We start from the raw sequence: 22,459 nt of genomic DNA on the forward strand, positions 1-22,459 counted from the left end.
GCGTCTGGCCCAGCCGGCTCCGGGTTGGCGCTCTCGTCGACAGGCCAGAAACGCCACGCGACCGCTTTTCTCTATTGCCCTGCCCCAGGTGACTTCCCATGAACAGCCCTAACCGCTTGCTCCTGCCACTGGCCGTGTTCGCCAGCGCGTCCGCCTTCGCCGCGGATGACGGTCCTCTGACGATCAACGGCTGCGTACTCCAGCCCGAGAGCCAATGTGCCAACGCCGATCTGCGCGGCGCCGACCTCAGCAATCAGGACCTGCGCCGCATCAACCTCGCCGGTGCCAACCTCTCCGGCGCCAACCTGCGCCACGCCAACCTCGACCTGGCCAATCTGGAAAAAGCCAACCTAACCGGCGCCACGCTTAACCGCGCCAGCCTGCAACAGGCCAACCTGCGCCTGGCCAATTTCACCGATGCCCGGCTGATCGCCATCCAGGGCTGGGGCCTGTTCGCCCAGGCCGCCCAGTTCAAGGGAGCCGACCTCACTGGCGCCTACCTTGAGTTCGCCCGCATGAGTGGCGCCAGGATGCATGGCAGCACGCTGCACGCCGCCGACCTGGAAATGACCTGGCTGAGCAAGGCCGATCTCGAGGGTGCCGATCTGACCGACGCTAACCTGCAGGAAGCCAAGCTCAACGACGCCAACCTCGGTAAAGCGGTGCTAACCGGGGCGCGCCGGCACTACGCGACGTTTCAAGGCACCAACATGGAAGGCTGCAAGGACTGCCCGGTCGATTGGGAGAAATGAAACCGCCGCCGATAGGCCAATTCAATCGCCGGTATAGAGCAAACCATTGGCTGGCAAGCTCAGGAAAATGACTCAGGCGCCGATCAAGTGACTGGGCTGTCTTGCCCTTCACCGGATGCCAATAAATGTTCAACAAGAACCTGAAACGGGAACTGGCTGAATTGCGCGAGGAAGCCGCAATCAATCAGCAGATCAAGAACTCGTTGTACAGGGAGATGATGGTCCTGGAACTGGACCCGCAAGGACGCATTCAGCACGCCAACGAGCTGTTCCTCAGCGAAATGGGTTATCGCCGCGACGATCTCATCGGCCGCTCCGTCGACGACTTCTTCAGCCAGCAGTTTCGTACCGAACCGAACTACTCACGCCTCAAGACCGCCATGCAGCGCGCGGAGCACATCAGCGGCGCCTACCGACTGCTACAGGCTGACGGCCAGGAAGCCTGGCTGCGTTCGATCTGGCAGCCGATCACGGGCTCGGATGGCAGGTTGCATCACTTCACGCTATGCGCCACCAACCTGACCCGCACTATCGAGACCTCACGCGAGCACGAAAGCGTAATCAACGCGCTGTTGCGCTCCACCGCGGTGATCGAGTTTGACCTCGGCGGGCATGTCATCACCGCCAACCAGCGGTTCCTCGACGGCATGGGCTACCGCCTCGAGCAGATCAAGGGCAAGCACCACCGCATGTTCTGTGAGCGTGAGGAAAGCGAGTCGCCGGCCTATCGCGAATTCTGGGCTAGCCTCAACCGTGGCGAGTACATCGCCGAACGCTTCAAGCGTATCGATGCCCACGGCCAGACCGTCTGGCTCGAGGCATCTTACAACCCGGTGCTCGATGCCTACGGCAAGCTGTACAAGGTGATCAAGTTCGCCACCGTCATCACCGATCAGGTCAACCGGGAGATGGCCGTGGCCGACGCCGCCACGGTTGCCTACGACACCTCCCAGCACACCGACCTCAGTGCCCAGCGCGGCGCGCAAGTGGTCCAGCAGACGGTCGAAGTGATGCATCGCATCGCCCAGCAGATGCAGGAAGCCTCCGACGGTATCGAGGCGCTGGACAAGCAATCGCAGCTGATCGGCGCGATCCTCAAGACCATCAGCGGCATTGCCGATCAGACCAACCTGCTGGCTCTCAACGCCGCCATCGAAGCCGCACGGGCCGGTGATCAGGGCCGTGGCTTCGCGGTGGTGGCCGACGAGGTTCGCCAGCTGGCGGCCCGCACCAGCAAAGCCGCCGAGGAGATCGTCGGCGTGGTGCAGAAGAACCAGGACCTGGCGCAAGCCGCCGTGCACAGCATGAGCGCGAGCCGTGACCAGGCCGAGCAGGGACTGGAATTCGCCAACCAGGCCGGCGCGGTGATCGTCGAGATCCAGGACGGCGCGCAGCGCGTGGTCGGCGCGGTCGGGCAGTTCGCCAGCCAGTTGAAGAACTGATGGCGAGCCTGTCCACAGCAGATCGGCACATGAGGGATGGCCGCGCTACAGCCGATTCGGCACCGCTGCAGGCTGACTCGATCATCAGCGTTCGGAGGACGCCAGCTTGACGCAGAAGCTGATCATTCATATCCGCCAGCATCCGAATGTCGACGGGCTGCCGCGCTTCGACGGGCTGACGTCGCCGAGCATCGTCACCCCCGCGACAGCGGACGAGTTTCACGCGGCGGTGGAGGAAATCATGAGCTTTGCCTGCATCGGTTTCGATACCGAATCCAAACCGACCTTCAAGGTGGGCGAAGTCTCCAGCGGTCCGCACCTGATCCAGTTCGCCACCCCGGCAAAGGCCTACCTGTTCAGGATCGGCATGCCCGGCTGCATCGAAGCGGCCAGCGCAATCCTGCAATCGCCCGCGCTGGCGAAGATCGGTTTCGGGCTGAAGTCGGATCGTTCCAGGCTGCAAGGCAAGCTGGGCATCCGCCCGATCAGGCTGCTGGACCTGGGCTCGGTGCTTCGCTATCAGGGCAAGAAGGGTCAGGTCGGCCTGCGCGGTGCGGTGGCCGCGGTGCTCGACGCACGGATCGAAAAATCCCGCAGCGTGGCCACCTCGAACTGGGCGAATCCCGCGCTGACCGAGGCACAGCAGGCCTACGCGGCCAACGACGCCTACGCCGCGCTGTGCGTATTTCTCGGTCTGAGCGCAGACCAACAAGCGATGCTGCTCGCGGCGCTACCGCGCTGACAGGGCTTCGGCGGCGGCAGTCAACAGGAGTCAGGCCAGCCCATGCGCCCGGCGTTGCAGGAAGGTCAGTGCGGCATACGCCAGGACGCCCAGCGCCGCCGACAGCCACAGCGCCCGCGTACCGAAGTCGTCGATCAGCAGCGCGAACACCAGCGGCGAAAACGCTTGGGCGAAACGTGCCGGTACCATCAGCAGCCCCTGGCGCAGGCCATAGCCATGGGGGCCGAATATCGCCAGCGGCAAGGTCCCTTTGGCGATGGTCAGAATGCCGTTGCCGCCGCCATGCAGAAGCACGAATGCGGTGGTCGCAGGCGCACCCACCAGCATCACGCCAGCCGCGCCGATGGGATGGGCGATAGCGGCGAGACGGGCCGAGATCAGTGGATGGAAGCGCTGCAGCAGGACGAACTCCAGGCAGCGCGCCCCGACCTGGGCCGGTCCGACCAGCGCCGCGATTCCGATGGCCGCGGCCGCTGACAGCCCGGACTCCTGCAACAGACGTGGCAGGTGCGCCGCCATCGCCGTGCTGGTGAACCAGGTGGCGGCGAAGACGAAGGCCAGCAGCGCCATGGTCGATCCAGCACCCGAGCGATCGTTTGTCTGCGCTTGCTCTGCCGCGGTCGGAGCCGGCTGCACGCCAACCGGGATCAGCAACCGGTTCAACGGCAGCCCGAGCAGCAGATGCGCTCCGGCCCATGTGAGGCAGGTGGCGCGCCAGCCGAATTCGGCGTTCAACCAGCCGCTGATCGGCCAGCACACCGTACTGGCGAAGCCGGCGAGCAAGGTGATGCCGGTGATCGCGCCACGCGCATCGCGACCGTAGATGCCGGCAAGCGTGGTGAAGGCCGACTCGTAAAGGCCCAGCGCCATGCCGATGCCGATCACCAACCAGCCGGCCCAGAGCATCAGCGGTCCGTTGGCCAGGCCGAGCATGGCCAGGCCAACGGCAAAAACGATGCTGGAAAGCGCCAGCACATCGCGCCCGCCATAATGGTCTATGCGCTTGCCCGACAGCGGTCCGAGGACGGCTGTGACGATCAGTGCCAGGGAAAATGCAGCGAATACATTGCCTGTGGAAATGCCCAGCTCGCTCGCCATCGGTTCGGCGAGAATGGCCGGCAGGTAGTAGGTCGAGCCCCAGGCCAGGGTCTGTGCACTGCCGAGTGCAAGAACGATGCGCAGACGTGACGGCATGCTCAGCGGCACCCGCCAGCGGCACGTTGCGAGACGAGGGGGTAATGATGGACGCGGTTCATCCGTGCTCCTGTGCTGCCGTCAACCAATCGGCCAAGCTCGCCAGGATACGCAATCGCCCGTGACGATTTCACGTCAGAACCTTGAACCGCGAGCACACCGAACACCGCAGCCAGGCCGGACGCGACATGCCGGGCGCAAAGGCCCGGCATGCTCGGTGCTACTGCGACTGATCGGTTATAGCGCATCCCAGCGATAACGCACGCCCACCCAGCCCGCCCGGGGCGCGCCTGGGGCGATGAACTGCTCGTGGCGCCATTCATCCGGGTCCGACTCGAAAGCGTTGCCAGCACCGACGAAGGAATTCTCGGCCAATGCACCGCCGGTGGCGTACCGCTTGTCGAAGAGGTTGTCGACCCGGCCGAACAGCGTCCAGTCACGGGCGAAGCGGTAATCGGCAGTGAGGTTGACCACCGCGTAACCTGGCAGCTTGCCGCTGCCCTCTACCTCGTCGTTGGGCTGATGACGGTTGTTCTCGTTGCCGCGCACGTACTGCGACGAGTACGCCAGGACGCTGGTGCCGACTCGCAGGCGCTCATTGAGATTCCAGTTCAGCCCCAGCTTGAGGTTGTGCTTCGGCAGGCCTGGCAGATAGTCACCGCTGGACACGCGAATCTCGTCGTCCGGGCAGCCGCCCTCGCCTTCGGTGCTGTTGTTCTCGGCGAGAATGCAGGCCCCGGAGCGGAAGGTGGCGTGCAGGAAGGTGTAGTCCACCCGCCAGTCGAATGGCCCCAGCTCGCCAGCCAGACCCAGTTCGATGCCCTGACGACGGGTGCGGCCAAAGTTGGTGAAGTAGCCCATGCTACCGCCGGTGCCGACGAACAGCAGGTCATCATGGTTCATGCTGCGAAAGGCCCCGAGGTTCCAGCGGGTGCCGCCAGCCAGTTCGCCGCGTACACCGACCTCCAGCGTGCGGGTGACAACCTGCTCGAGGAAGGGGTCGGCCGCCATGGCGTTTGGTAGGCTGCATGGGTTTGCAGGGTCCGCGCAGCCCAGCTCGATTGGTGTCGGGGCACGGTTACCCTGGGAAAAGCCGCCGTAGACTGTGACCGCCGGTCGCAGCTGCCAGGCAAAGCCCAGCGCGGGATTGAGTTTGCGATAGGTGAAGTCGCCATTTAGTGCATCGCCCATGCGATCGGTGTTCACCACGCGGGTGCGGTTGTAGCGCAGCGAGCCGGTCAGCTGCAGCGCGTCGGTCAGCGCCCAGGTGTCGGTGGCATAGAGGCTGGAAGTACGGGTGCGCCCCAGCAGGCTGTTGGCCTGTTCCTCCTCTTCGCTGGCGGCGATTCCGCGCTCGTCGGTCAGCTCGCCGCCCTGCTCGCTCTGGTGGAAGCTGGCGCGGGTGTTGTCGTGGGACAGTCCGAAGGCGAACTGATGCGCACCTACATGCCGCGCCCACTGCAGCGCCAGACCGTAGGCACGTTGCGCGGTGCGGGTACGGTTCAGCACGCCGCTTTCCGGCCCTACGCCGATAAAGCCGCCGTCTTCCCACGCCTCGTATTCGTCCTCGTACTCATCGTTGCCGTCGCCATTGAGCGTCGCGGTACGTGTGCGGCGCAGATAGATCGTGCCGGAAAGGCGATCGTTGTCGTTGAGCCAGTGGCTGGCGGACAGGGCCATCAGGTGGCTGCGGTTCTCGGTCTGGTCGGGATAGGTGAAGATCGACTCGCGCCGCTGGTCGTACATGCTCTCCGGGATCAGGCCGTTGCCGATCAGATCGTTGTCGGCATGCGCCAGCGTAAGGGCCAGATCGGTGGTGTCGGTAGTCCAGGCGAACTTGCCGAACAGCTGGCGCACCTCGGACGGCGAATGGTCACGCCAGCCGTCCTCATCCATGCCTTCGGCGGCCAGGTACCAGGAGAACTCCTCATGGCTACCACCCTGTTCGATTGCACCTCCCTGGCGTCCGAACGAGCCGCCGTAGATTTCCGCCGAGCCACCTGGATGGGTATCGCCACGTTTGGTTTGCAGCGCCAGTGCGCCGCCCAGGGTGTTCAGGCCGTACAGCGGGTTCGAGCCCGGCACCAGGGCCATGTTGGCAATGGCGGTGTTCGGGATCAGGTCCCAGTGCACCACATCGCCGAATGCTTCGTTGACCCGCACGCCGTCGAGAAAAACCGAAAGACCCTGCGGCGTACCGAGCAGCGGCGAGGCGGTGAAGCCACGATAGTTGAGGTCCGCCTGGTACGGATTGCCCTGGATCTCGTTGACGTTGACGCTGGGCAACCCGCGCTGCAGTTTCTCGGCTAGCGATTGGCCGCCGAGCCGCCGCAGGTCCTCGCCATCCAGTGACTGGATGTTGGACGGTACCTGATCCTTTGGCAGCTCGATGCCCGGCAGCGGCGTGGTACCGACCACCTCCTGACTGCCTAGATCGAGCGTCTGCTCGGCATGAACGGACGCCGGCAGCAGCGCGGCGATGGCGAGGGACAGCAGCGTACGTCGGGGCGTCGCGCTGCTACAGAGCTGGTACGGCATGGGTAGTCCTTGTTCTTGTTGGCCAATCGGACTGGCCAGGCCACCCGCACTCGCGACGCGGCAAGAACCGCGGACAAGCGCATGCTGGCAACCTGCCAGACGCGATTATCGAGAGCCGCGACGCGATGCCGACAGGGAAGAATTCCCGACTCGAGCGGGAAAAATTCCCGGCCGCATGGAGATTGGTCTTACGACCTGCGCACTAGCTCGGGCCCACGACCTTCGCAAGGCGCAAGCGCCCCGTCCGCCTGTTACAGGCGGGCAGGTGCTTGGGAAAAATTGGAGAGGTGCTGCGGCTTCAGCACACAGACATGTCGCGCTGCATCGCCCACAGAGGCAGCGCGGCAGGAAGCCGAACAGCTGAGGGCCGATCAGGCCTCGCACACCATGCGGTCACCGACGCGGAGCAAGCCCTGGTCGATGGCCAGGTGCACGAGCTCGGCCTGGGAGCTGACCTCCAGCTTGCTTTTCAGCAGGGCCATATGGTTCGAGACGGTCTTGCTGCTGATGCACAGCCGCTCGGCGATCTCCCGATTGCCTATGCCACGCGCGAGCATGATGAAGATTTCCATCTCACGCGGTGTCATTTCGCCCAGTCGCCCCTTGATTGGCGACTGCGAAGGCCGCTGGCAGGCCAGATCGGTCGCCAGCGGCTGCTCGATGAAGGTCTGCCCGGCAAGCACCTTGCGCACCGCCTCCACCAGCACGTCCGGCGCGCAGCGTTTGGTCAGGTAGCCGGAGGCGCCGGCATCTAGCGCCTGCCGGACCAGTGCCAGCTCGTCGTGCATGCTGAACACCAGCACCGGCAGCAGCGGCAACCGCTGACGCAGGCGCCGGCAGGTTTCCAGTCCGCTGATGCCCGGCAGTCCGAGGTCGAGCACGACCAGGCTGGGAATCGATTCCTGCACCTGCTCCAGCGCCTGCTCACCGCTGGCGGCTTCACTGACTGTCACCTCGGGAAGCAGAGCCTTGAGCAGGCTCGCGTAGCCCTGACGCACTACTGCGTGATCATCCACCAGCAGAATCTTCATGACGTGGCTCCTTGCAAAGGCAACTTGAGATAGAGCGCCCAACCCTTGCCGGCGCGGTGGCGCACGCGCAGCCGGGCACCCAGACAGCGCGCGTGCTCGACCATCGAACGCAGACCGACGCCCGGCCGTTCTGGCGGCAGCCCATGGCCATCGTCCCGTAGCAACAGGCGCAGCCCGTTGTGATCCCCACACAGATGCAGGCACACGCGAGTCGCACGCGCATGCCGCGCCACGTTGGTCAGCGCCTCCTGCACCATGCGATAGAGATGCACCTTGGCGTCCATCGACAGTGCTGGAATAGCTCCACGCAGCTGGACATCGCATTGGATACCGTGAGTGTTCTGCCACTGCTCAGCGAGTTGCCCGATGGCGTCTTCCAGGTTCAGGTGATCGAGCATCACCGGATACAGGTCACGCACCAGCGTGCGAAATCCGTTCTGCAGATCGAGGCTGTGTTGCTCAAGGTGCGCCGCGGTATCGCGAACGGCGTCGGGCTGGTCCGCCTGGACGCGCAGCAGACAGGCCCGCGCGCGGATGCCGGCCAGGTACTGGCCGAGGTCGTCATGCAGCGCTTGCGCCAGACGGGTGCGTTCACGTTCCTGCAGCGCCAGCAGCGCCTGGGTCAGTTGCTCATTGTCGGCCCGCGCATCTTCGAGTGCAGCGGCCATGTGATTGAAGCGTTCGGCGAGCCTGCGCGACTCGGCGAAGCGATGCGATGGCAGGCGGGTGTCGAGTCGGCCGTCGGCGATGCTCACCAGTGCACCAAGCAACTCGCTGAGCACTCGCATGCCCGGACGCACGGCCCAGCGGATCGCCAGCAGGCAGAGCAGCAGCGCCAGGCCGAACAGCACAAGCAACTGCAACAACGAATCGCTGACCTCTTCGACTTCGTCATGCGGATCGACGCTGATGTGCAGCCGCTGGCCGTTGGAAAGCTGAAGGACGCTGGGTGACGAAAGTTCGGCTGGGTACAGCCAGGACCCGAGCCAGTTGTCGAGCGCTGGATCGCCCCCGACAGGCATCGATTCAGTGGCGTCCAGCCAGCGCACACGAATGTGGCGCAGGCTATCGGTCAGGCCCGGGCGCAGCGAGTCGGGATCGCGCTCGGCCATCTCGCCGAGATAGCCAACCACCGCCGCCGCGGCATCGAGCTCACGCTTTACATCGTGGGCGGCCTGGCGCAGCAACACCGCCAGACAGACCATGGTGATCAGGGTGAAGAGCAACGTGACCAGCAGATTGATTCGCCAGAGTGCGGACATATCGGCAACTCCCCGTGATCAGCGCCGAGCGCCAGTCCGCTTCACTTGACCACGAACCGGCCTTCCATGCCCTTGTTCTGCAGCCCCTTGCAGTAGAACGGGTAGCTGCCCGGCTTGACGGGCAGGAAGAAGATTTCCGCCTCGCCGGCATCCTCGAACTCCAGCTCGACCAGCGTGATCGCCTTGATCTCCACACCACCGGCCTCGACCTTGCGCAGATAGATCGACTGGGCGAACTCGGGCGCCTGGAACGCGCACTCCTTCTGGCCATCGGAGCTGACCTTGAGCTGGTAGGCGACGCCGGTTTCCAGCTGATATTCCTTCTGCGACACCGCGTAGTCGCTCTGCTCGGAACCGAACTTCAGATCCGGCAAAGCCTGCGTACGACGGGTCAGGTCGCCAGCGGCGTGGCTGTGATCGAATCCGACCAGGCTGCCAACGAACAGCAGGTTGAGCAACAGCGCTTTGTAAGTGGGCATGGGAATGGCCTCGTTATTGTTTTCGGTGTCGCCATCCTAAGGCGCCGAGCCCTGCCCAGCTTCCTACCTTGGTAGCGTTCAGGGGCCGTTGAATCGGGCGCTCCAGACTCTTTCATGGCAGTGGCGGCGATCCAAATCTGCGCAAACACCGGCTGCGTCACCCGTTTCGGCAGCCTGATGGCGCGCACCCCGGGTGCCGAGCGAGCCGAATCAGTACCAAGGTCGCAGTACCAAGGTATCGATCAACTTCCTGCCAGCGCGGCCGCCATATCCAGGTATGCATGATGCCGATTGGACATCATCCGATCCTTGGCCGCCCCACGTGAGACCGTCAGCGTCCCTGGGCCCGCCACCGCTGGTTCTTTTGCGTTATCAGGAGTAGGAACCGTGATGTCGCTCAAATCCATACAGCAGCGAATAGCGATCACCGGCGGCTTATGCCTGCTGGCAACCGCTGGCATCTTGATTGGCTACAGCGTCTATCTTGCCAGCTCGACCCAGGGCATGGTGTCCGACCGGGTCAGTCAGCAGGCGCAGGAAGATGCCTTGCAGACCCTGCAGCACCTCGGCGGGAAATACGCCGGAGAAATCCGCTCCGAGTTCACCGAAGCGCTGGAAGCGGCGCGGGGCATGGCGACGACCTTTGCGGTCGGCAAGCTGAACCCGGCGGGTTCGGGTGGGCTGCAGGTTGGCCGGGACGAGGTGAACTCGATTCTGCTCAACGTGCTGAAAAGCTATCCGGACTTCAACGGCACCTACTCGTGCTGGGAGCCGGACGCAATCGACGGCCAGGATTTCCTATTCACTGGTGGCCAGAACGGTAACAACGAGCAGACCGGTCGCTTCACGCCCTACTGGACGCGGGGCGCAGACGGCAAGATCGCGGTGCAGCCGCTGGTCGAGTACGACACCATGGACAAGCACCCCAACGGCGTACTCAAGGGCGGCTGGTACATCGGGCCGCGGGAAACGCTCAAGGAAAGCGTGCTCGGCCCGCTGCCCTACATCGTGCAGGGCAAGCAGGTATGGCTGGCGACGCTTTCGGTTCCGGTCATCGTCGATGGCCGCTTCATGGGTGTGGCGGGCACCGACTACAACCTCGACTTCGTGCAGAAGATCAGCCAGGAAGTATCCGGCAAGCTGTTCGAGGGCCGAGGCGAAGTGGCGATCATCAGTGACCAGGGGCTGATCGTGGCGGAGAGCCGCTCGCCAGACCTGATTGGCCAGCACTTCCAGAAGGTATTGCCGAACGAGTGGCAGACGGCTCTGAGCGCCGTGCAAAAGGGCGAAGAACTCGCCCGTCTGGACGCAGACGGCACGATCGTGGTGTTCGCACCGATCGAGCTGGGTCGTACCGGCAAGCCCTGGTCGATGATGCTGAAGATCAACAAGGAAATCGTGCTGGCCAAGGCCACCGAGCTGAAGACCGAGATGGACGCCAAGAGCGATCGGAGCATGCTGCAGCAGATCGGCGCAGGCGTGCTCATCTCAATCCTCGCCGTGCTTGCGCTGTGGTTTTCTTCCCGCTCGGTCGCCCTGCCCATTCGCAAAGCCGCGCAGCTGGCCGGTGCCATTCAGAAAGGCGACTTTTCCCAGCGCCTGGCGCACCAGTCCGCGGACGAAGTCGGCCAGCTATCCGCCAGCCTCGACCGAATGGCCGACAGCCTACAGGAGCAGGTACACGTGGCCGAACGCATCTCCCAGGGCGACCTGGCGGTGGAAGTCCGTCTGGCCTCGGAGCACGACCAGCTCGGGCTTGCGCTCAGGCGAATGGTCGACAACCTCAACGAGTTGGTATCCCAGGTCCAGCAGAGCTCAGGGCTGATCAACGACAAGGCCGGCCAGGTGACGAGCCTCAGCCAGGATCTTTCCAGCGGCGCAACGGAATCGGCCTCCGCGGTGACTGAGATTAGCGCCACCATCAACCAGATGGCTGCGCAGATTCGCCAGACCTCCGAATACGCCAGCGAAGCCAACGCCCTCTCGCGCGATTCCGAGCATTCGGCCCGCGGTGGCAACGAGTTGATGGTCACCCTGAAAGCGGCAATGCAGGAGATCGACCAGTCGGGCCTGGATATCACCAACATCATCAGGGCAATCGAAGAGATCGCCACGCAAACCAACCTCCTCGCACTGAACGCGGCCATCGAGGCGGCCCGTGCCGGCGAGCATGGCCGCGGGTTCGCGGTGGTCGCCGATGAAGTCCGTCAGCTGGCAGCCCGCAGTGCCGAGGCCGCACAGCGCTCTACCCGTCTGATCCAGGAGTCTAATGCGCGGACGATCAAGGGCATGGAGCTCACCGACGACACAGCACGGGCGCTGGAAGCGATCGTTCAGGGCGCGGCACAGGTTTCGCAGCTGGTCGACGAGATCGCCTCGGCGTCGAGCCAGCAGGCATCCGGTATCGAACAGGTCAGCCTGGCCATCGGCCAGATCGATGAAGTGGTGCACCACAACAGCAGTAACTCCGAGCAATCGACCCAGGCCGCACAGGAGCTGACGCAGCAAGCGCAGCAAATGATCGTGCAGGTCGGCCGATTCAAGGTCAGGCGAGTCCGCTAAGGGCCGGGGCGGCGCAGGGCCTGCGCCGCCTTTTCATCGTCATTTCTACGACCTTGGTACACAGCGACTGGTACTTTCTGCATATTCCCCCGCTCTGCCATGGTTCCTATGCTGCCTGCAACGTCACAGGAGCTGCCCATGAGCCACGTATTACGACGAGCCGGTTTCCTGATCGCCCTCACTTGCTGCACGCAGTTCGCTGCAGCGGCTGCCAGCACGGAGCTGGCGATACGCATCGGTTATCTCGGTTATCGCCCAGACACCGGCCCGGTGCTCTCCAACGTCATTCCTGAGCCCGAAGACGCCGGCCTGCGCGGCGCCGAACTGGCGATCACCGACAGCAACAGCACGGGACGTTTTCTCAAGCACAGCTATGTGCTCGAAGCGGCCACCAGCGAAACGCCGGAAGAACTCCTGGAACAGGCGGGCAAGCAATACGCCGACGGTCTGCGCCTGTTCGTGGTCAACGCTCCGGCTGCGTCCCTGCGCCAGCTGTCGGACGCCATGCCGGAAGCACTGCTGATCAACGCCGGCAGTGCCGACGATGCACTGCGCAGCCAGAGTTGCCTGGCGAATGTCCTGCACACCCTGCCCAGCCGCAGCATGCTCGCCGATGCGCTCGGCCAGTTCCTCGCGGCACGCCGTTGGAATCGCTGGATGCTGATCGTCGGTCCGACCGCTGAGGATCAGGCCTACGCCGATGCTTTGCGCCGCGCGGCCAAGCGCTTCGGTCACCGCATCGTGGTGGAGAAGCCCTGGAGCTTCGATAACGACCAACGCCGCAGCGCCCAGGCCGAGATGCCGTTGTTCACCCAGGGTGCCGAATACGACGTGGTGCTGGTGGCCGACGAACGTGGCGACTTCGGTGAGTACGTGCCATATCACACCTGGTTGCCGCGCCCGGTGGCAGGCACCCAGGGCCTGACCGCCACCGGCTGGCACAAGACGGTGGAAACCTACGGCGCCGCCCAATTGCAGAAACGCTTCGAGGCGCATGCCAAGCGCTGGATGAACGACCGCGATTTCGCCGCCTGGATGGGCGTACGCAGCCTTGCAGCGGCGGTCACTCGCCTGCGCAGCACGGACGCCGCGGCAATCCGTCAGCTGTCGCTTAGCGGTGAGCTTCCGCTGGATGGTTTCAAGGGCCGCAAGCTGAGCTTCCGCCCGTGGAATGGCCAGCTACGCCAGCCGATCCCGCTGATACACCCGCGGGCGCTGGTATCGAACTCGCCGCAGGACGGCTTTCTGCATCCCACCAGCGAACTGGACACCCTGGGCTTCGACGCACCGGAAAGCAGCTGCCGCCTGAGCGAGGCGCGCCCGTGATTCGTCTCACTGCAGCCGCGCTGCTTGGCCTTGCCACTCTGCCCGCCAGCGCCGACGAGCTGGGCTATGAGGCCTATGTCGACAGCCCCAAGCGCATCAAATGCCTCTACGGCTACGTGACGGCGAAGACCGGTAACTTCGATGCCGCCAAAGCCATCTTCGAAGACTGCGTGGCGCGCTGGAACGACGTCTACTCGATGATTTCGCTGGCGCAAATGTACGAGAGCGGCAGCGGCATGGAGCCGGATCTGAGCAAATCCGCCGCGCTACTGAAGAAAGGCGCGGAGCAGTCGGACGACGCCAGCTACGTCAGCCTGGCGCGCTACCACTGGGGCGTCGCCCTGGCCGAAAGGCGTGGCGTCGAAGCCGATTCCGTCGCAGCACGCCATTGGTTGCAGCGAGCAGCCGCCGGCGGCCAGGAAGAAGCCGAAGAATACCTGCGCCAGCTGGACCACAACGACACCACTGCCCCCATCACACAATAACGACAAGAGAGCCCAACCATGCCCAGAACTGCCCTTGCCTCCGCCATCGCCATTGCCATTGCCCTCAGCCTTGCCGCAGGTTCGGCTGCCGCCGCCACGGCCTACGTCTCCAACGAGAAAGACGACAGCATTAGCGTGATCAACCTGGACACGATGGAAACCGTCGAGACCCTGGAAGTCGGCATGCGCCCGCGCGGCCTCACGCTCTCCCATGACAACAAGCTGCTGTACATCTGCGCCAGCGACTCGGACACCGTGCAGGTGATGGACCTGGCCACGCGGCAGATCATCAAGCAGCTGCCATCTGGCGCGGACCCCGAACAATTCGCCCTGCATCCCAACAACAAATGGTTGTACATCTCTAACGAGGACGACGCCCTGGTGACTGTGGTCGACGTCGACAAGGAGGAAGTGCTGGCGCAGATCGATGTGGGTGTCGAGCCGGAAGGCATGGCGGTGAGCCCGGATGGCAAGTGGGCGGTCAACACCAGCGAAACCACCAACATGCTGCACTGGATCGACACCAGCACTAACGAGCTGGTGGACAACACCCTGGTCGACCAGCGCCCACGACACGTCGAGTTCACCAAAGACAGCAAGCAGCTCTGGGCCTCGGCCGAGATCGGCGGCACGGTCAGCGTGGTGGACGTGGATAAACGCGAGATCCTCAAGACCCTGACGTTCAAGATCAAGGGCGTGCACCCGGACAAGGTCCAGCCGGTGGGCATCAAACTCAGCTCCGACGGCAAGTACGCCTTCGTTGCACTCGGCCCGGCCAATCACATCGCCGTAGTCGATGCCAAAACCTACGAGGTGCTCGACTACCTGCTGGTGGGTCGCCGTGTCTGGCACATGGCATTCAACCCTGACGAGAGCCTGCTGCTGACCACCAACGGTGTCAGCGGCGACGTCTCGGTGATCGACGTCGACAAGCTCAAGGTCACCAAGTCGATCAAGGTCGGCCGCTATCCCTGGGGCGTGGTGGTCAGCCCATGAACTCACTGGAGGTCAGCGACGTCGCCTTCGCCTATGGTGAGCGGCTGGCGCTGGATGGGGTGAGCTTTAGCGCAGCGCAGGGGCGTTTCACGGCGTTGCTTGGTCCGAACGGAGCCGGCAAATCGACGCTGATTGCGCTGCTGACCCGCCTGTACGACCTGCAGCAGGGGCAGATCCGTATCGCCGGCTTCGATCTGCGCGAAACGCCGCGCAAGGCCCTTGCGCGCCTTGGCGTGGTGTTCCAGCAGAGCACACTGGACCTGGACCTCACGGTCGAACAGAACCTGCGCTACCACGCCGCGCTGCATGGTATGCCGCGGGCCGTGGCGAACGAACGTATCGAGCTGGAACTGCAGCGCCAGCAGCTCGGCGAGCGGCGACGCAGCAAGGTGCGCGAACTCAATGGCGGTCACCGTCGCCGTGTCGAAATCGCCCGCGCCCTGCTGCATCGGCCTGAGCTGCTGTTGCTCGATGAGGCCAGCGCCGGCCTCGATCCTGCCAGCCGCCAGGCGCTCAACCAGCATGTCCGCATGCTTTGCCAGGAACAGGGCATGAGCGTGCTGTGGACCACGCATTTGCTCGATGAAGTTCGCGCCGACGACGATCTGCTGGTGCTCAACCGCGGCCGCCTGGTGGCCCAAGGCCGTGCCGCGGACCTGGCGACCGAGGGTGAAGACCTGGCCGCGAGCTTTGCACGACTGACCGGCAACGAGGCCCACGGCGCCGGCAGCAATCTCGGCCACCAGAGTGCCGTGCTGGACAGCACGCCGCGCACCATCGAAACCGTGCACGCGATGTCGGCTTCCAACCCAGAGGCGGCTCACGGCACGCGCGCGCTCCTCGATTCGGAGCGGAAACGCTCATGATCATCTACTGGGAATGCCTGCGCGGTATCGTTCTGCGTGAATGGCTGCGCTTCGTGCAGCAGCGTTCGCGCTTCTTCAGCGCCCTGGTGCGGCCGCTGCTCTGGCTGGTGGTGTTTGCCGCCGGTTTTCGTGCGGCGCTCGGCATCGCCATCATCGAGCCGTACGACACCTACATCACCTACGAGACCTACATCGTGCCGGGGCTGACCTGCATGATCCTGCTGTTCAATGGCATGCAGGGTTCACTGTCGATGGTCTACGACCGCGAGATGGGCAGCATGCGCGTATTGCTGACCAGTCCGCTGCCGCGCAGCTTTCTGCTGGCCAGCAAACTCGTCGCCACGGCGCTGATCTCCTTGCTGCAGGTCTATGCCTTTCTCGCTATCGCCTGGTTCTACGGCGTACAGCCTCCACCACTGGGACTGCTCGTCGCCCTGCCCGCCTTGCTGCTGGTGGCACTACTGCTCAGCGCCCTGGGCCTGCTGCTATCCAACGGCATTCGGCAGCTGGAGAATTTTGCCGGGGTGATGAATTTCGTCATCTTTCCGATGTTCTTTCTCTCCTCGGCGCTCTACCCGCTGTGGAAGATGCGTGAGGCGAGCGAGTGGTTGTACTGGATCTGCGCCCTCAACCCCTTCACCCACGCCGTGGAGCTGGTCCGTCATGCGCTTTATCTGCGCCTGGCACCAACCGCACTGATGGTCTGCATCGGGCTGACCCTGCTGTTCAGCCTTCTGGCGGTGCTCAGCTTCAACCCACAACACGCAGCCTTGCGCCGCTCAGCTTGAGCGATCTACTACTTTGGTACCGGTTTTCCCCTCCATCGTAGGATTTAAAAGACAGGCCCATTGCTCTGTAATCGACCTATCAAAACGCCATGGAATACGGACTATGTTCAGGTCGCTGCTGCCGTTGCTGATCGCCGCGCTGCCTGGTTTCGGCATGTCCGTGACTGCCGTGGCCGAAGAGCAGCTCGCGCTGTTCTCTGCCGAGGGTTACCGCCAGACGCAATACCGCAGCCCGACGCCGGCAACCGCCGAGGGCGCGCAAACGCTGGACACCGCGGCTCTGCAGGCGTTGCTCGCGAAGGAGCCTGACGTGGTGCTGGTGGACGTGTATCGCAGCCAGTGGCTGGCTGGTCGCTTCGTCGACAGCGAGCCCCACGCCAACCTGCCGGGCAGCATCTGGCTGGCGAACACCGGCGATGGAAATCTGCAACCGCAGTGGGCCAGCTATTTCAGCGATAATCTGGCCCGCGTGAGCGGGGGCGATCAGGAGCGGCCACTGGTTTTCTACTGCCGCTCGGACTGCTGGCTCGGCTGGAACGCCACCAGGCGCGCACATGGGCTGGGCTACAAACGACTGTACTGGTATCGAGACGGGGTGGATGGCTGGGAACAGGCGGGCCTGCGCTTGCACCCTGCTACGCCGGAGCCCCTGCCTGGCGACGAGTAGTTCACCTGACCAGCATGCCCCCACCATAATCACAACAAAGAGGTGACCGGCCTTGTACAAGATCCTGATTGCGGACGACCATCCGCTGTTCCGTGAAGCCATCCATAACGTCATTCGCGACGGCTTCCCCGACAGCGAAATTCTCGAAACTGCCGACCTCGACAGCGCCCTTGCCTTGACGCTCGAGCACGACGACCTCGATCTGGTCCTGCTCGACCTCAACATGCCCGGCATGCACGGGCTGAACGGGTTGATCAACCTGCGCAACGAGGCCCCGACGATTCCCGTGGTGATCGTCTCGGCCGAGCAGGACAAGCAGATCGTGCTGCAGGCGATCACCTACGGCGCGGTCGGTTTCATCACCAAATCCTCGCCGCGGGCGCAGATGACCGAGGCCATCGAACAGATTCTCAACGGCAACGTCTACCTGCCCTCGGACATCATCCGCAGCCAGAAGAGCGCCAGCCGCCATGCGCATCACAACGAGCCGTCGATCCCGCCGGAGCTGTTGCAGGCGCTGACCCGCAAGCAGCTGCTGGTGCTCGAACGCATGACCAAGGGCGAATCCAACAAGCAGATCGCCTACAACCTCGACATCGCCGAGACCACGGTGAAGGCACATGTCTCGGCGATTCTGCGCAAGCTCAACGTGCACAACCGTGTACAGGCGATCCTTTCTGCCGGCGACATCGATTTCACCGCTTATCTGCGCCGCTGAAACGGCGCAGATAGCCTCGATCTCCCGCTAGGCGTTCGCCTGGGCGCCTTCGAACCAGGCCAGTTTCTCGCGTAGCTGAACCACTTCACCGACGATCAGCAGGGTCGGTGCCTGCACCTGTTCCTGGGCGATACGCTGGGCTAGGGTTTCCAGCGTTCCGGTGAAGACTCGCTGATTGGTGGTGGTACCCTGCTGCACCAGCGCCGCAGGCGTATCCGCCGAACGCCCATGGGCAATCAGTTGCTGACAGATCACCGGCAAGCCCACCAGGCCCATGTAGAACACCAGCGTCTGCGCTGGCGCGGCAAGTTCCGCCCAGGGCAGATCGCAGCTGCCATCCTTGAGATGCCCGGTGACGAAACGTACCGACTGCGCATGATCGCGATGAGTGAGCGGAATACCGGCATAGGCCGCGCAGCCACTGGCGGCGGTAATGCCCGGCACCACCTGGAACGGCACGCCGTTGGCTGCCAGCTCTTCGATTTCTTCGCCACCCCGGCCGAAAATGAACGGATCGCCTCCCTTGAGCCGCAGCACGCGCTTGCCTTCCTTGGCCAGTGTCACCAGCTGCCGGTTGATCTGCTCCTGCGGCACAGCATGATCCGCACGTTGCTTGCCAACGTAGATGCGATCGGCATCGCGCCGGCACAGGTCGATGATCGCCGGAGCAACCAGACGGTCGTAGAGCACGACATCGGCCTGCTGCATCAGGCGCAGGGCACGGAAGGTCAACAGGTCGGGATCGCCCGGGCCGGCACCTACCAGATAGACCTCGCCCAGTGCGCGCGGCGCTGCACCGGCAAGCTTCTCCGCCAGCAGGCGCTCGGCTTCGGCGCTGCAACCGGCCAACGCTTGCTCGGCGATCGGTCCCTGAAAGGTTTCCTCCCAGAACACCCGCCGCTGCTGGACATTGGCAAACTTGGCTTTGACCTGGGCGCGGAACTGCTTGGCCAGCCCGGCCAGCTGGCCGTAGGCTGCCGGAATCCAGGTCTCGATACGCGCGCGGATCAACCGCGCCAGCACCGGTGCATCGCCACCACTGGAAACCGCAATCACCAGCGGCGAGCGGTCGACGATAGCCGGGAAGATCACGCTGCACAGCTGCGGTGAGTCGACCACGTTGACCGGCATACCCAGCGCATTGGCGTGCTGCGAAACCGCGGCATTCAGCGGCTCGTCATCGGTGGCTGCGATGGCCAGCACACAGCCCTGCAGGTCTTGCGGGTCATAGCCACGATCGAGGCATTCGCCATCGCCCGCCTCTACCAGTTTGGCCAGTTGCGCCTCGATACTCGGCGCCACCACCCGCAGCCGTGCTCCGGCTTCGCTCAGCAGCCGCGCCTTGCGCAGTGCAATCTCACCGCCCCCGACGATCAACACCCTGCGGCCTTGGAGATTGTGGAACAGCGGGAGGTATTCCATGGGCGAATCCTGGAGAGTCGTTGGTGGTATGGGCATCACAGCCATTTAGGCCGCGATGCCCCTTGTCGAATATCAAGGATCCGGCCTGATGCCGAACCGCGATGACGCAGCGCCGCTGCCTCAGCCGATGACTTCGATACCACCCATGTATGGTTTCAGCACGTCGGGTACCACAACGCTTCCGTCAGCCTGCTGGTAGTTCTCCAGTACGGCGACCAGGGTACGACCGACCGCCAGGCCCGAACCATTGAGGGTGTGCACGAGCTCCGGCTTGCCGGTTTCCGGATTGCGATAACGCGCCTGCATGCGCCGCGCCTGGAAATCACCGCAGTTGGAGCAGGAAGAAATCTCTCGGTACTTGTCCTGGCTCGGCACCCAGACTTCCAGGTCATAGGTCTTGGTCGCGCCGAAGCCCATGTCGCCGGTGCACAGCGACAACACACGGTAAGGCAGTTCCAGCAGCTGCAGCACCTTCTCGGCATTGCCGGTCAGCTCTTCCAGCGCCTCGAACGACCTGGACGGCTGGACGATCTGCACCATCTCGACCTTGTCGAACTGGTGCTGACGGATCATGCCGCGGGTATCGCGCCCGGAGGCGCCGGCCTCGCTGCGGAAACAGGGCGTGTGGGCGACGAACTTCAGCGGCAGCTGCTTGGCATCGAGAATCTCGCCGGACACGATGTTGGTCAGCGATACCTCGGCGGTCGGAATCAGGTAGAAGTCCGCTTCGCCTTCACGGCTGATCTTGAACAGGTCTTCCTCGAATTTCGGCAACTGACCGGTACCCTGAAGCGCCGGCGCCTGTACGAGATACGGCGTGTAGGCCTCTTCATAGCCGTGATCGCGGGTGTGCAGGTCGATCATGAATTGCGCCAGGGCGCGATGCAGGCGGGCAATCGGGCCGCGCATCAGGGCGAAGCGCGCACCGGACAGCTTGGCCGCGGTCTCGAAGTCCAGCCAGCCATGCTGCTCGCCCAGGGCGACGTGATCCTGAACGTCGAAGTCGAAAGTCTTCGGCGTCCCCCAGCGGCGAACCTCGACGTTCTCATCCTCGTCCGCACCCACCGGCACCGACTCGTGCGGCAGGTTGGGAATGCTCAGCATCAGCTGGTCGAGTTCGCTCTGGATGCGGTCCAGCTCCTGCTTGCCGGAGTCGAGCTCCGAGCCCATGCGATCCACGTCGGCGAGCAACGGCGCGATGTCCTCACCGCGCTGCTTGGCCTGGCCGATGGATTTGGAGCGCGCGTTGCGCTCGGCCTGAAGTTGTTCGGTGCGGGTCTGCACGGTCTTGCGCTGAGCTTCCAGCGCTTCGATGCGCGCCACGTCCAGCTGGTAGCCACGGGTGGCCAGGCGGGCCGCCACGTCCTGTAGCTGAGTGCGTACCAGTTTCGAATCAAGCATGGTGGGTCTCGTCTGTGAAAGCTTGGATGAAGGGCGAAGAGGGAGCGAAGTTTACTGTGAACGCGCGCCGGTTCATAACCTGGCGAGCGCCAGACCGGTCCAGGCCGCCAACAGGCCACCGAACACGCTGCCGCCGACATAGGCGAAGGCAGTCGCCAGCTGACCGCTTTCAAGCAGCCGCAGTGCGTCAAGTGAGAAGCTAGAGAAGGTCGTCAGTGCGCCAAGAAAACCGATGATCAGTGCGCCACGCAGCTCGGGTGAAATGTCCGGTCGGGCGAGAAAGGTTGCATAGAGATAGCCGATCAGCAGGCACCCCAGCAGGTTCACGGCCAACGTGGCCAGATAGAAATGCCGTGGCCATTGATTGCTGACCCAGGTAGCCAGGGCAAAGCGCAACAGAGTCCCGATCACGCCGCCACAGGCGACGGCGAAGGCCATGCGGATCATTCCTTTCTCCGTTGTTTCGGGCTTTCGCGGTCGAGCCGGGCAAGGTGCTCGAGCTTGTCGCGGATCTTGCTTTCCAGCCCGCGCGGGGCGGGATGGTAGTAACGCCGCGGCTGCATCGCTTCGGGAAAATAATCCTCGCCTGCAGCATAGGCATCCGGTTCGTCGTGGGCGTAGCGGTATTCGTTGCCGTAGCCGAGTTCTTTCATCAGCTTGGTCGGTGCATTACGCAAATGCAGCGGCACTTCCTGCGAGCCGTTCTCGGCGGCATCACGCATGGCCGCCTTGAACGCCGTGTAGACGGCGTTGCTCTTCGGCGCGCAGGCGAGATAGACGATCGCCTGCGCCACGGCCAGCTCCCCTTCCGGGCTACCCAGGCGCTCCTGCACATCCCAGGCGTTCAGACACAGCGGCAGCGCGCGTGGGTCGGCATTGCCGATCTCCTCGCTGGCCATGCGCACGACGCGCCGGGCGATGTACAGCGGGTCGCAGCCACCATCGAGCATACGCGCGAACCAGTACAGTGCCGCGTCGGGATTGGAGCCGCGCACGGACTTGTGCAGTGCCGAAATCTGGTCGTAGAACGCCTCACCGCCCTTGTCGAAACGGCGACGGCTGTCACCCAGCAGATCCTGCAGCAAGTCGGTGCTGATGCTACCGCCCTCCTCGGCCAGGTCCGATGCGTTCTCCAGCAGGTTGAGCAGCCGACGACCGTCACCATCGGCAGCAGCCAGCAGCATCTGGAAGCTCTCTTCCGGCAGCCCCAGATGCAAGTCACCCAGCCCTTTTGGATCACTCAGCGCACGGGCGACCAGTTTACGCAGCGCCGCTTCGTCGAGACTTTTCAGCACGTAGACGCGGGCACGCGAGAGCAAGGCGTTGTTGAGTTCGAAGGAGGGATTCTCGGTGGTCGCTCCGATGAAGATCAGCGTGCCGTCTTCGACGTAAGGCAGGAAGGCGTCCTGCTGGGACTTGTTGAAGCGATGCACTTCATCGACGAACAGGATGGTGCGCCGTCCGTACTGGGCTGCCGTCTGCTTGGCGATCTCGACCGCCTGGCGAATCTCCTTGACCCCGGCGAGCACGGCGGAAACCGTTTCGAAATGGGCATCGGACACTTTTGCCAGGAGCCGCGCCAGAGTGGTCTTACCAACCCCGGGCGGCCCCCAGAACACCATGGAATGCAGCGCGCCCTGTTCCAGCGCCTCGCGCAACGGCTTGCCACGCGCGAGCAGATGCTCCTGCCCGACGTACTCGTCGAGGCTGGCTGCACGCAGACGCGCAGCAAGGGGTTGGGCGACAGGTTCGCGGCTGAACAGGTCCATTGCGGACGGTTACCTCGAT

At 63.8% G+C, this 22,459-nt stretch carries 20 protein-coding genes; 11 read left to right on the forward strand and 9 right to left on the reverse strand.

The genetic code is table 11. The features are described 5' to 3' along the window. Window positions 1–98: 98 nt before the first annotated feature. From LO50_RS01780 to LO50_RS01790, 3 genes are all read left to right on the forward strand, one after another. Window positions 99–752, forward strand: a complete 654-nt coding sequence (locus LO50_RS01780) for a pentapeptide repeat-containing protein (protein ID WP_044313912.1) — start codon at window positions 99–101, stop codon at window positions 750–752. Window positions 753–877: 125 nt separating this feature from the next. Next, a complete protein-coding gene (locus LO50_RS01785; RefSeq protein ID WP_044313913.1) occupies window positions 878–2,194 on the forward strand; it encodes a methyl-accepting chemotaxis protein in 1,317 nt (438 codons plus the stop codon). 106 nt (window positions 2,195–2,300) lie between these two features. Further along, complete coding sequence (locus LO50_RS01790) at window positions 2,301–2,936, forward strand: 3'-5' exonuclease (RefSeq protein WP_044313914.1); 636 nt, start codon at window positions 2,301–2,303, stop codon at window positions 2,934–2,936. Between the two features lie 30 nt (window positions 2,937–2,966). Here the strand turns inward: LO50_RS01790 and LO50_RS01795 are convergent, their stop codons facing one another. The 5 genes from LO50_RS01795 to LO50_RS01815 form a co-directional block, all read right to left on the reverse strand. Next, complete coding sequence (locus tag LO50_RS01795; RefSeq protein ID WP_044313915.1) at window positions 2,967–4,130, reverse strand: MFS transporter; 1,164 nt, start codon at window positions 4,128–4,130, stop codon at window positions 2,967–2,969. Window positions 4,131–4,367: 237 nt separating this feature from the next. Beyond that, window positions 4,368–6,668 carry a TonB-dependent receptor gene (locus tag LO50_RS01800; protein ID WP_044313916.1) on the reverse strand — a complete coding sequence of 767 codons (2,301 nt, stop codon included), beginning with the start codon at window positions 6,666–6,668 and terminating at the stop codon, window positions 4,368–4,370. 371 nt (window positions 6,669–7,039) lie between these two features. Beyond that, complete coding sequence (locus LO50_RS01805) at window positions 7,040–7,699, reverse strand: response regulator transcription factor (protein WP_023446938.1); 660 nt, start codon at window positions 7,697–7,699, stop codon at window positions 7,040–7,042. Further along, the gene (locus LO50_RS01810; RefSeq protein WP_044313917.1) at window positions 7,696–8,961 is read right to left on the reverse strand and encodes a HAMP domain-containing sensor histidine kinase; all 1,266 of its coding nucleotides are present in this window, start codon (window positions 8,959–8,961) and stop codon (window positions 7,696–7,698) included. The genes LO50_RS01805 and LO50_RS01810 overlap by 4 nt, the downstream gene beginning before the upstream one ends. Window positions 8,962–9,002: 41 nt before the next feature. Beyond that, the gene (locus tag LO50_RS01815) at window positions 9,003–9,440 is read right to left on the reverse strand and encodes a cupredoxin domain-containing protein (RefSeq protein ID WP_014820096.1); all 438 of its coding nucleotides are present in this window, start codon (window positions 9,438–9,440) and stop codon (window positions 9,003–9,005) included. A gap of 390 nt (window positions 9,441–9,830) precedes the next feature. Between LO50_RS01815 and LO50_RS01820 the strand changes: the two genes are divergently transcribed. The 8 genes from LO50_RS01820 (at window position 9,831) to LO50_RS01855 (ending at window position 17,848) form a co-directional block, all read left to right on the forward strand. After that, a complete protein-coding gene (locus LO50_RS01820; RefSeq protein ID WP_044313918.1) occupies window positions 9,831–12,002 on the forward strand; it encodes a methyl-accepting chemotaxis protein in 2,172 nt (723 codons plus the stop codon). Between the two features lie 138 nt (window positions 12,003–12,140). After that, window positions 12,141–13,328: an ABC transporter substrate-binding protein gene (locus LO50_RS01825; protein WP_044313919.1), complete on the forward strand. Its 1,188-nt coding sequence runs from the start codon at window positions 12,141–12,143 to the stop codon at window positions 13,326–13,328. After that, complete coding sequence (locus LO50_RS01830; protein ID WP_023446942.1) at window positions 13,325–13,813, forward strand: tetratricopeptide repeat protein; 489 nt, start codon at window positions 13,325–13,327, stop codon at window positions 13,811–13,813. The genes LO50_RS01825 and LO50_RS01830 overlap by 4 nt, the downstream gene beginning before the upstream one ends. Before the next feature lie 18 nt (window positions 13,814–13,831). Continuing rightward, window positions 13,832–14,809 (forward strand): YVTN family beta-propeller repeat protein, encoded by a 978-nt coding sequence (locus tag LO50_RS01835; protein ID WP_044313920.1) that lies wholly within the window; start codon window positions 13,832–13,834, stop codon window positions 14,807–14,809. Further along, the gene (locus LO50_RS01840) at window positions 14,806–15,675 is read left to right on the forward strand and encodes an ABC transporter ATP-binding protein (protein WP_044313921.1); all 870 of its coding nucleotides are present in this window, start codon (window positions 14,806–14,808) and stop codon (window positions 15,673–15,675) included. Before LO50_RS01835 ends, LO50_RS01840 begins: the two co-directional genes overlap by 4 nt. Then, on the forward strand, window positions 15,672–16,463 hold the full coding sequence (locus LO50_RS01845; RefSeq protein ID WP_044313922.1) for an ABC transporter permease: 792 nt from the start codon (window positions 15,672–15,674) through the stop codon (window positions 16,461–16,463). The genes LO50_RS01840 and LO50_RS01845 overlap by 4 nt, the downstream gene beginning before the upstream one ends. A 103-nt stretch (window positions 16,464–16,566) precedes the next feature. Beyond that, complete coding sequence (locus LO50_RS01850; RefSeq protein WP_023446945.1) at window positions 16,567–17,130, forward strand: PQQ-dependent catabolism-associated CXXCW motif protein; 564 nt, start codon at window positions 16,567–16,569, stop codon at window positions 17,128–17,130. Between the two features lie 52 nt (window positions 17,131–17,182). Further along, complete coding sequence (locus LO50_RS01855; protein ID WP_023446946.1) at window positions 17,183–17,848, forward strand: response regulator transcription factor; 666 nt, start codon at window positions 17,183–17,185, stop codon at window positions 17,846–17,848. A gap of 27 nt (window positions 17,849–17,875) precedes the next feature. Here LO50_RS01855 and cysG read toward each other — a convergent pair whose 3' ends face one another. From cysG to LO50_RS01875, 4 genes are all read right to left on the reverse strand, one after another. After that, window positions 17,876–19,270, reverse strand: a complete 1,395-nt coding sequence (cysG, locus tag LO50_RS01860) for a siroheme synthase CysG (protein ID WP_044313923.1) — start codon at window positions 19,268–19,270, stop codon at window positions 17,876–17,878. A 120-nt stretch (window positions 19,271–19,390) separates the two neighbouring features. Next, entirely contained in the window at window positions 19,391–20,671 is a 1,281-nt protein-coding gene (gene serS / locus LO50_RS01865) for a serine--tRNA ligase (protein ID WP_044313924.1), read from the reverse strand. Window positions 20,672–20,743: 72 nt separating this feature from the next. Next, complete coding sequence (gene crcB, locus LO50_RS01870) at window positions 20,744–21,118, reverse strand: fluoride efflux transporter CrcB (protein WP_044313925.1); 375 nt, start codon at window positions 21,116–21,118, stop codon at window positions 20,744–20,746. Continuing rightward, window positions 21,115–22,440: a replication-associated recombination protein A gene (locus LO50_RS01875; RefSeq protein WP_044313926.1), complete on the reverse strand. Its 1,326-nt coding sequence runs from the start codon at window positions 22,438–22,440 to the stop codon at window positions 21,115–21,117. The genes crcB and LO50_RS01875 overlap by 4 nt, the downstream gene beginning before the upstream one ends. Window positions 22,441–22,459: the final 19 nt, after the last annotated feature.

Source organism: Stutzerimonas stutzeri, from assembly GCF_000935215.1.
Classification (GTDB): Bacteria; Pseudomonadota; Gammaproteobacteria; order Pseudomonadales; family Pseudomonadaceae; genus Stutzerimonas.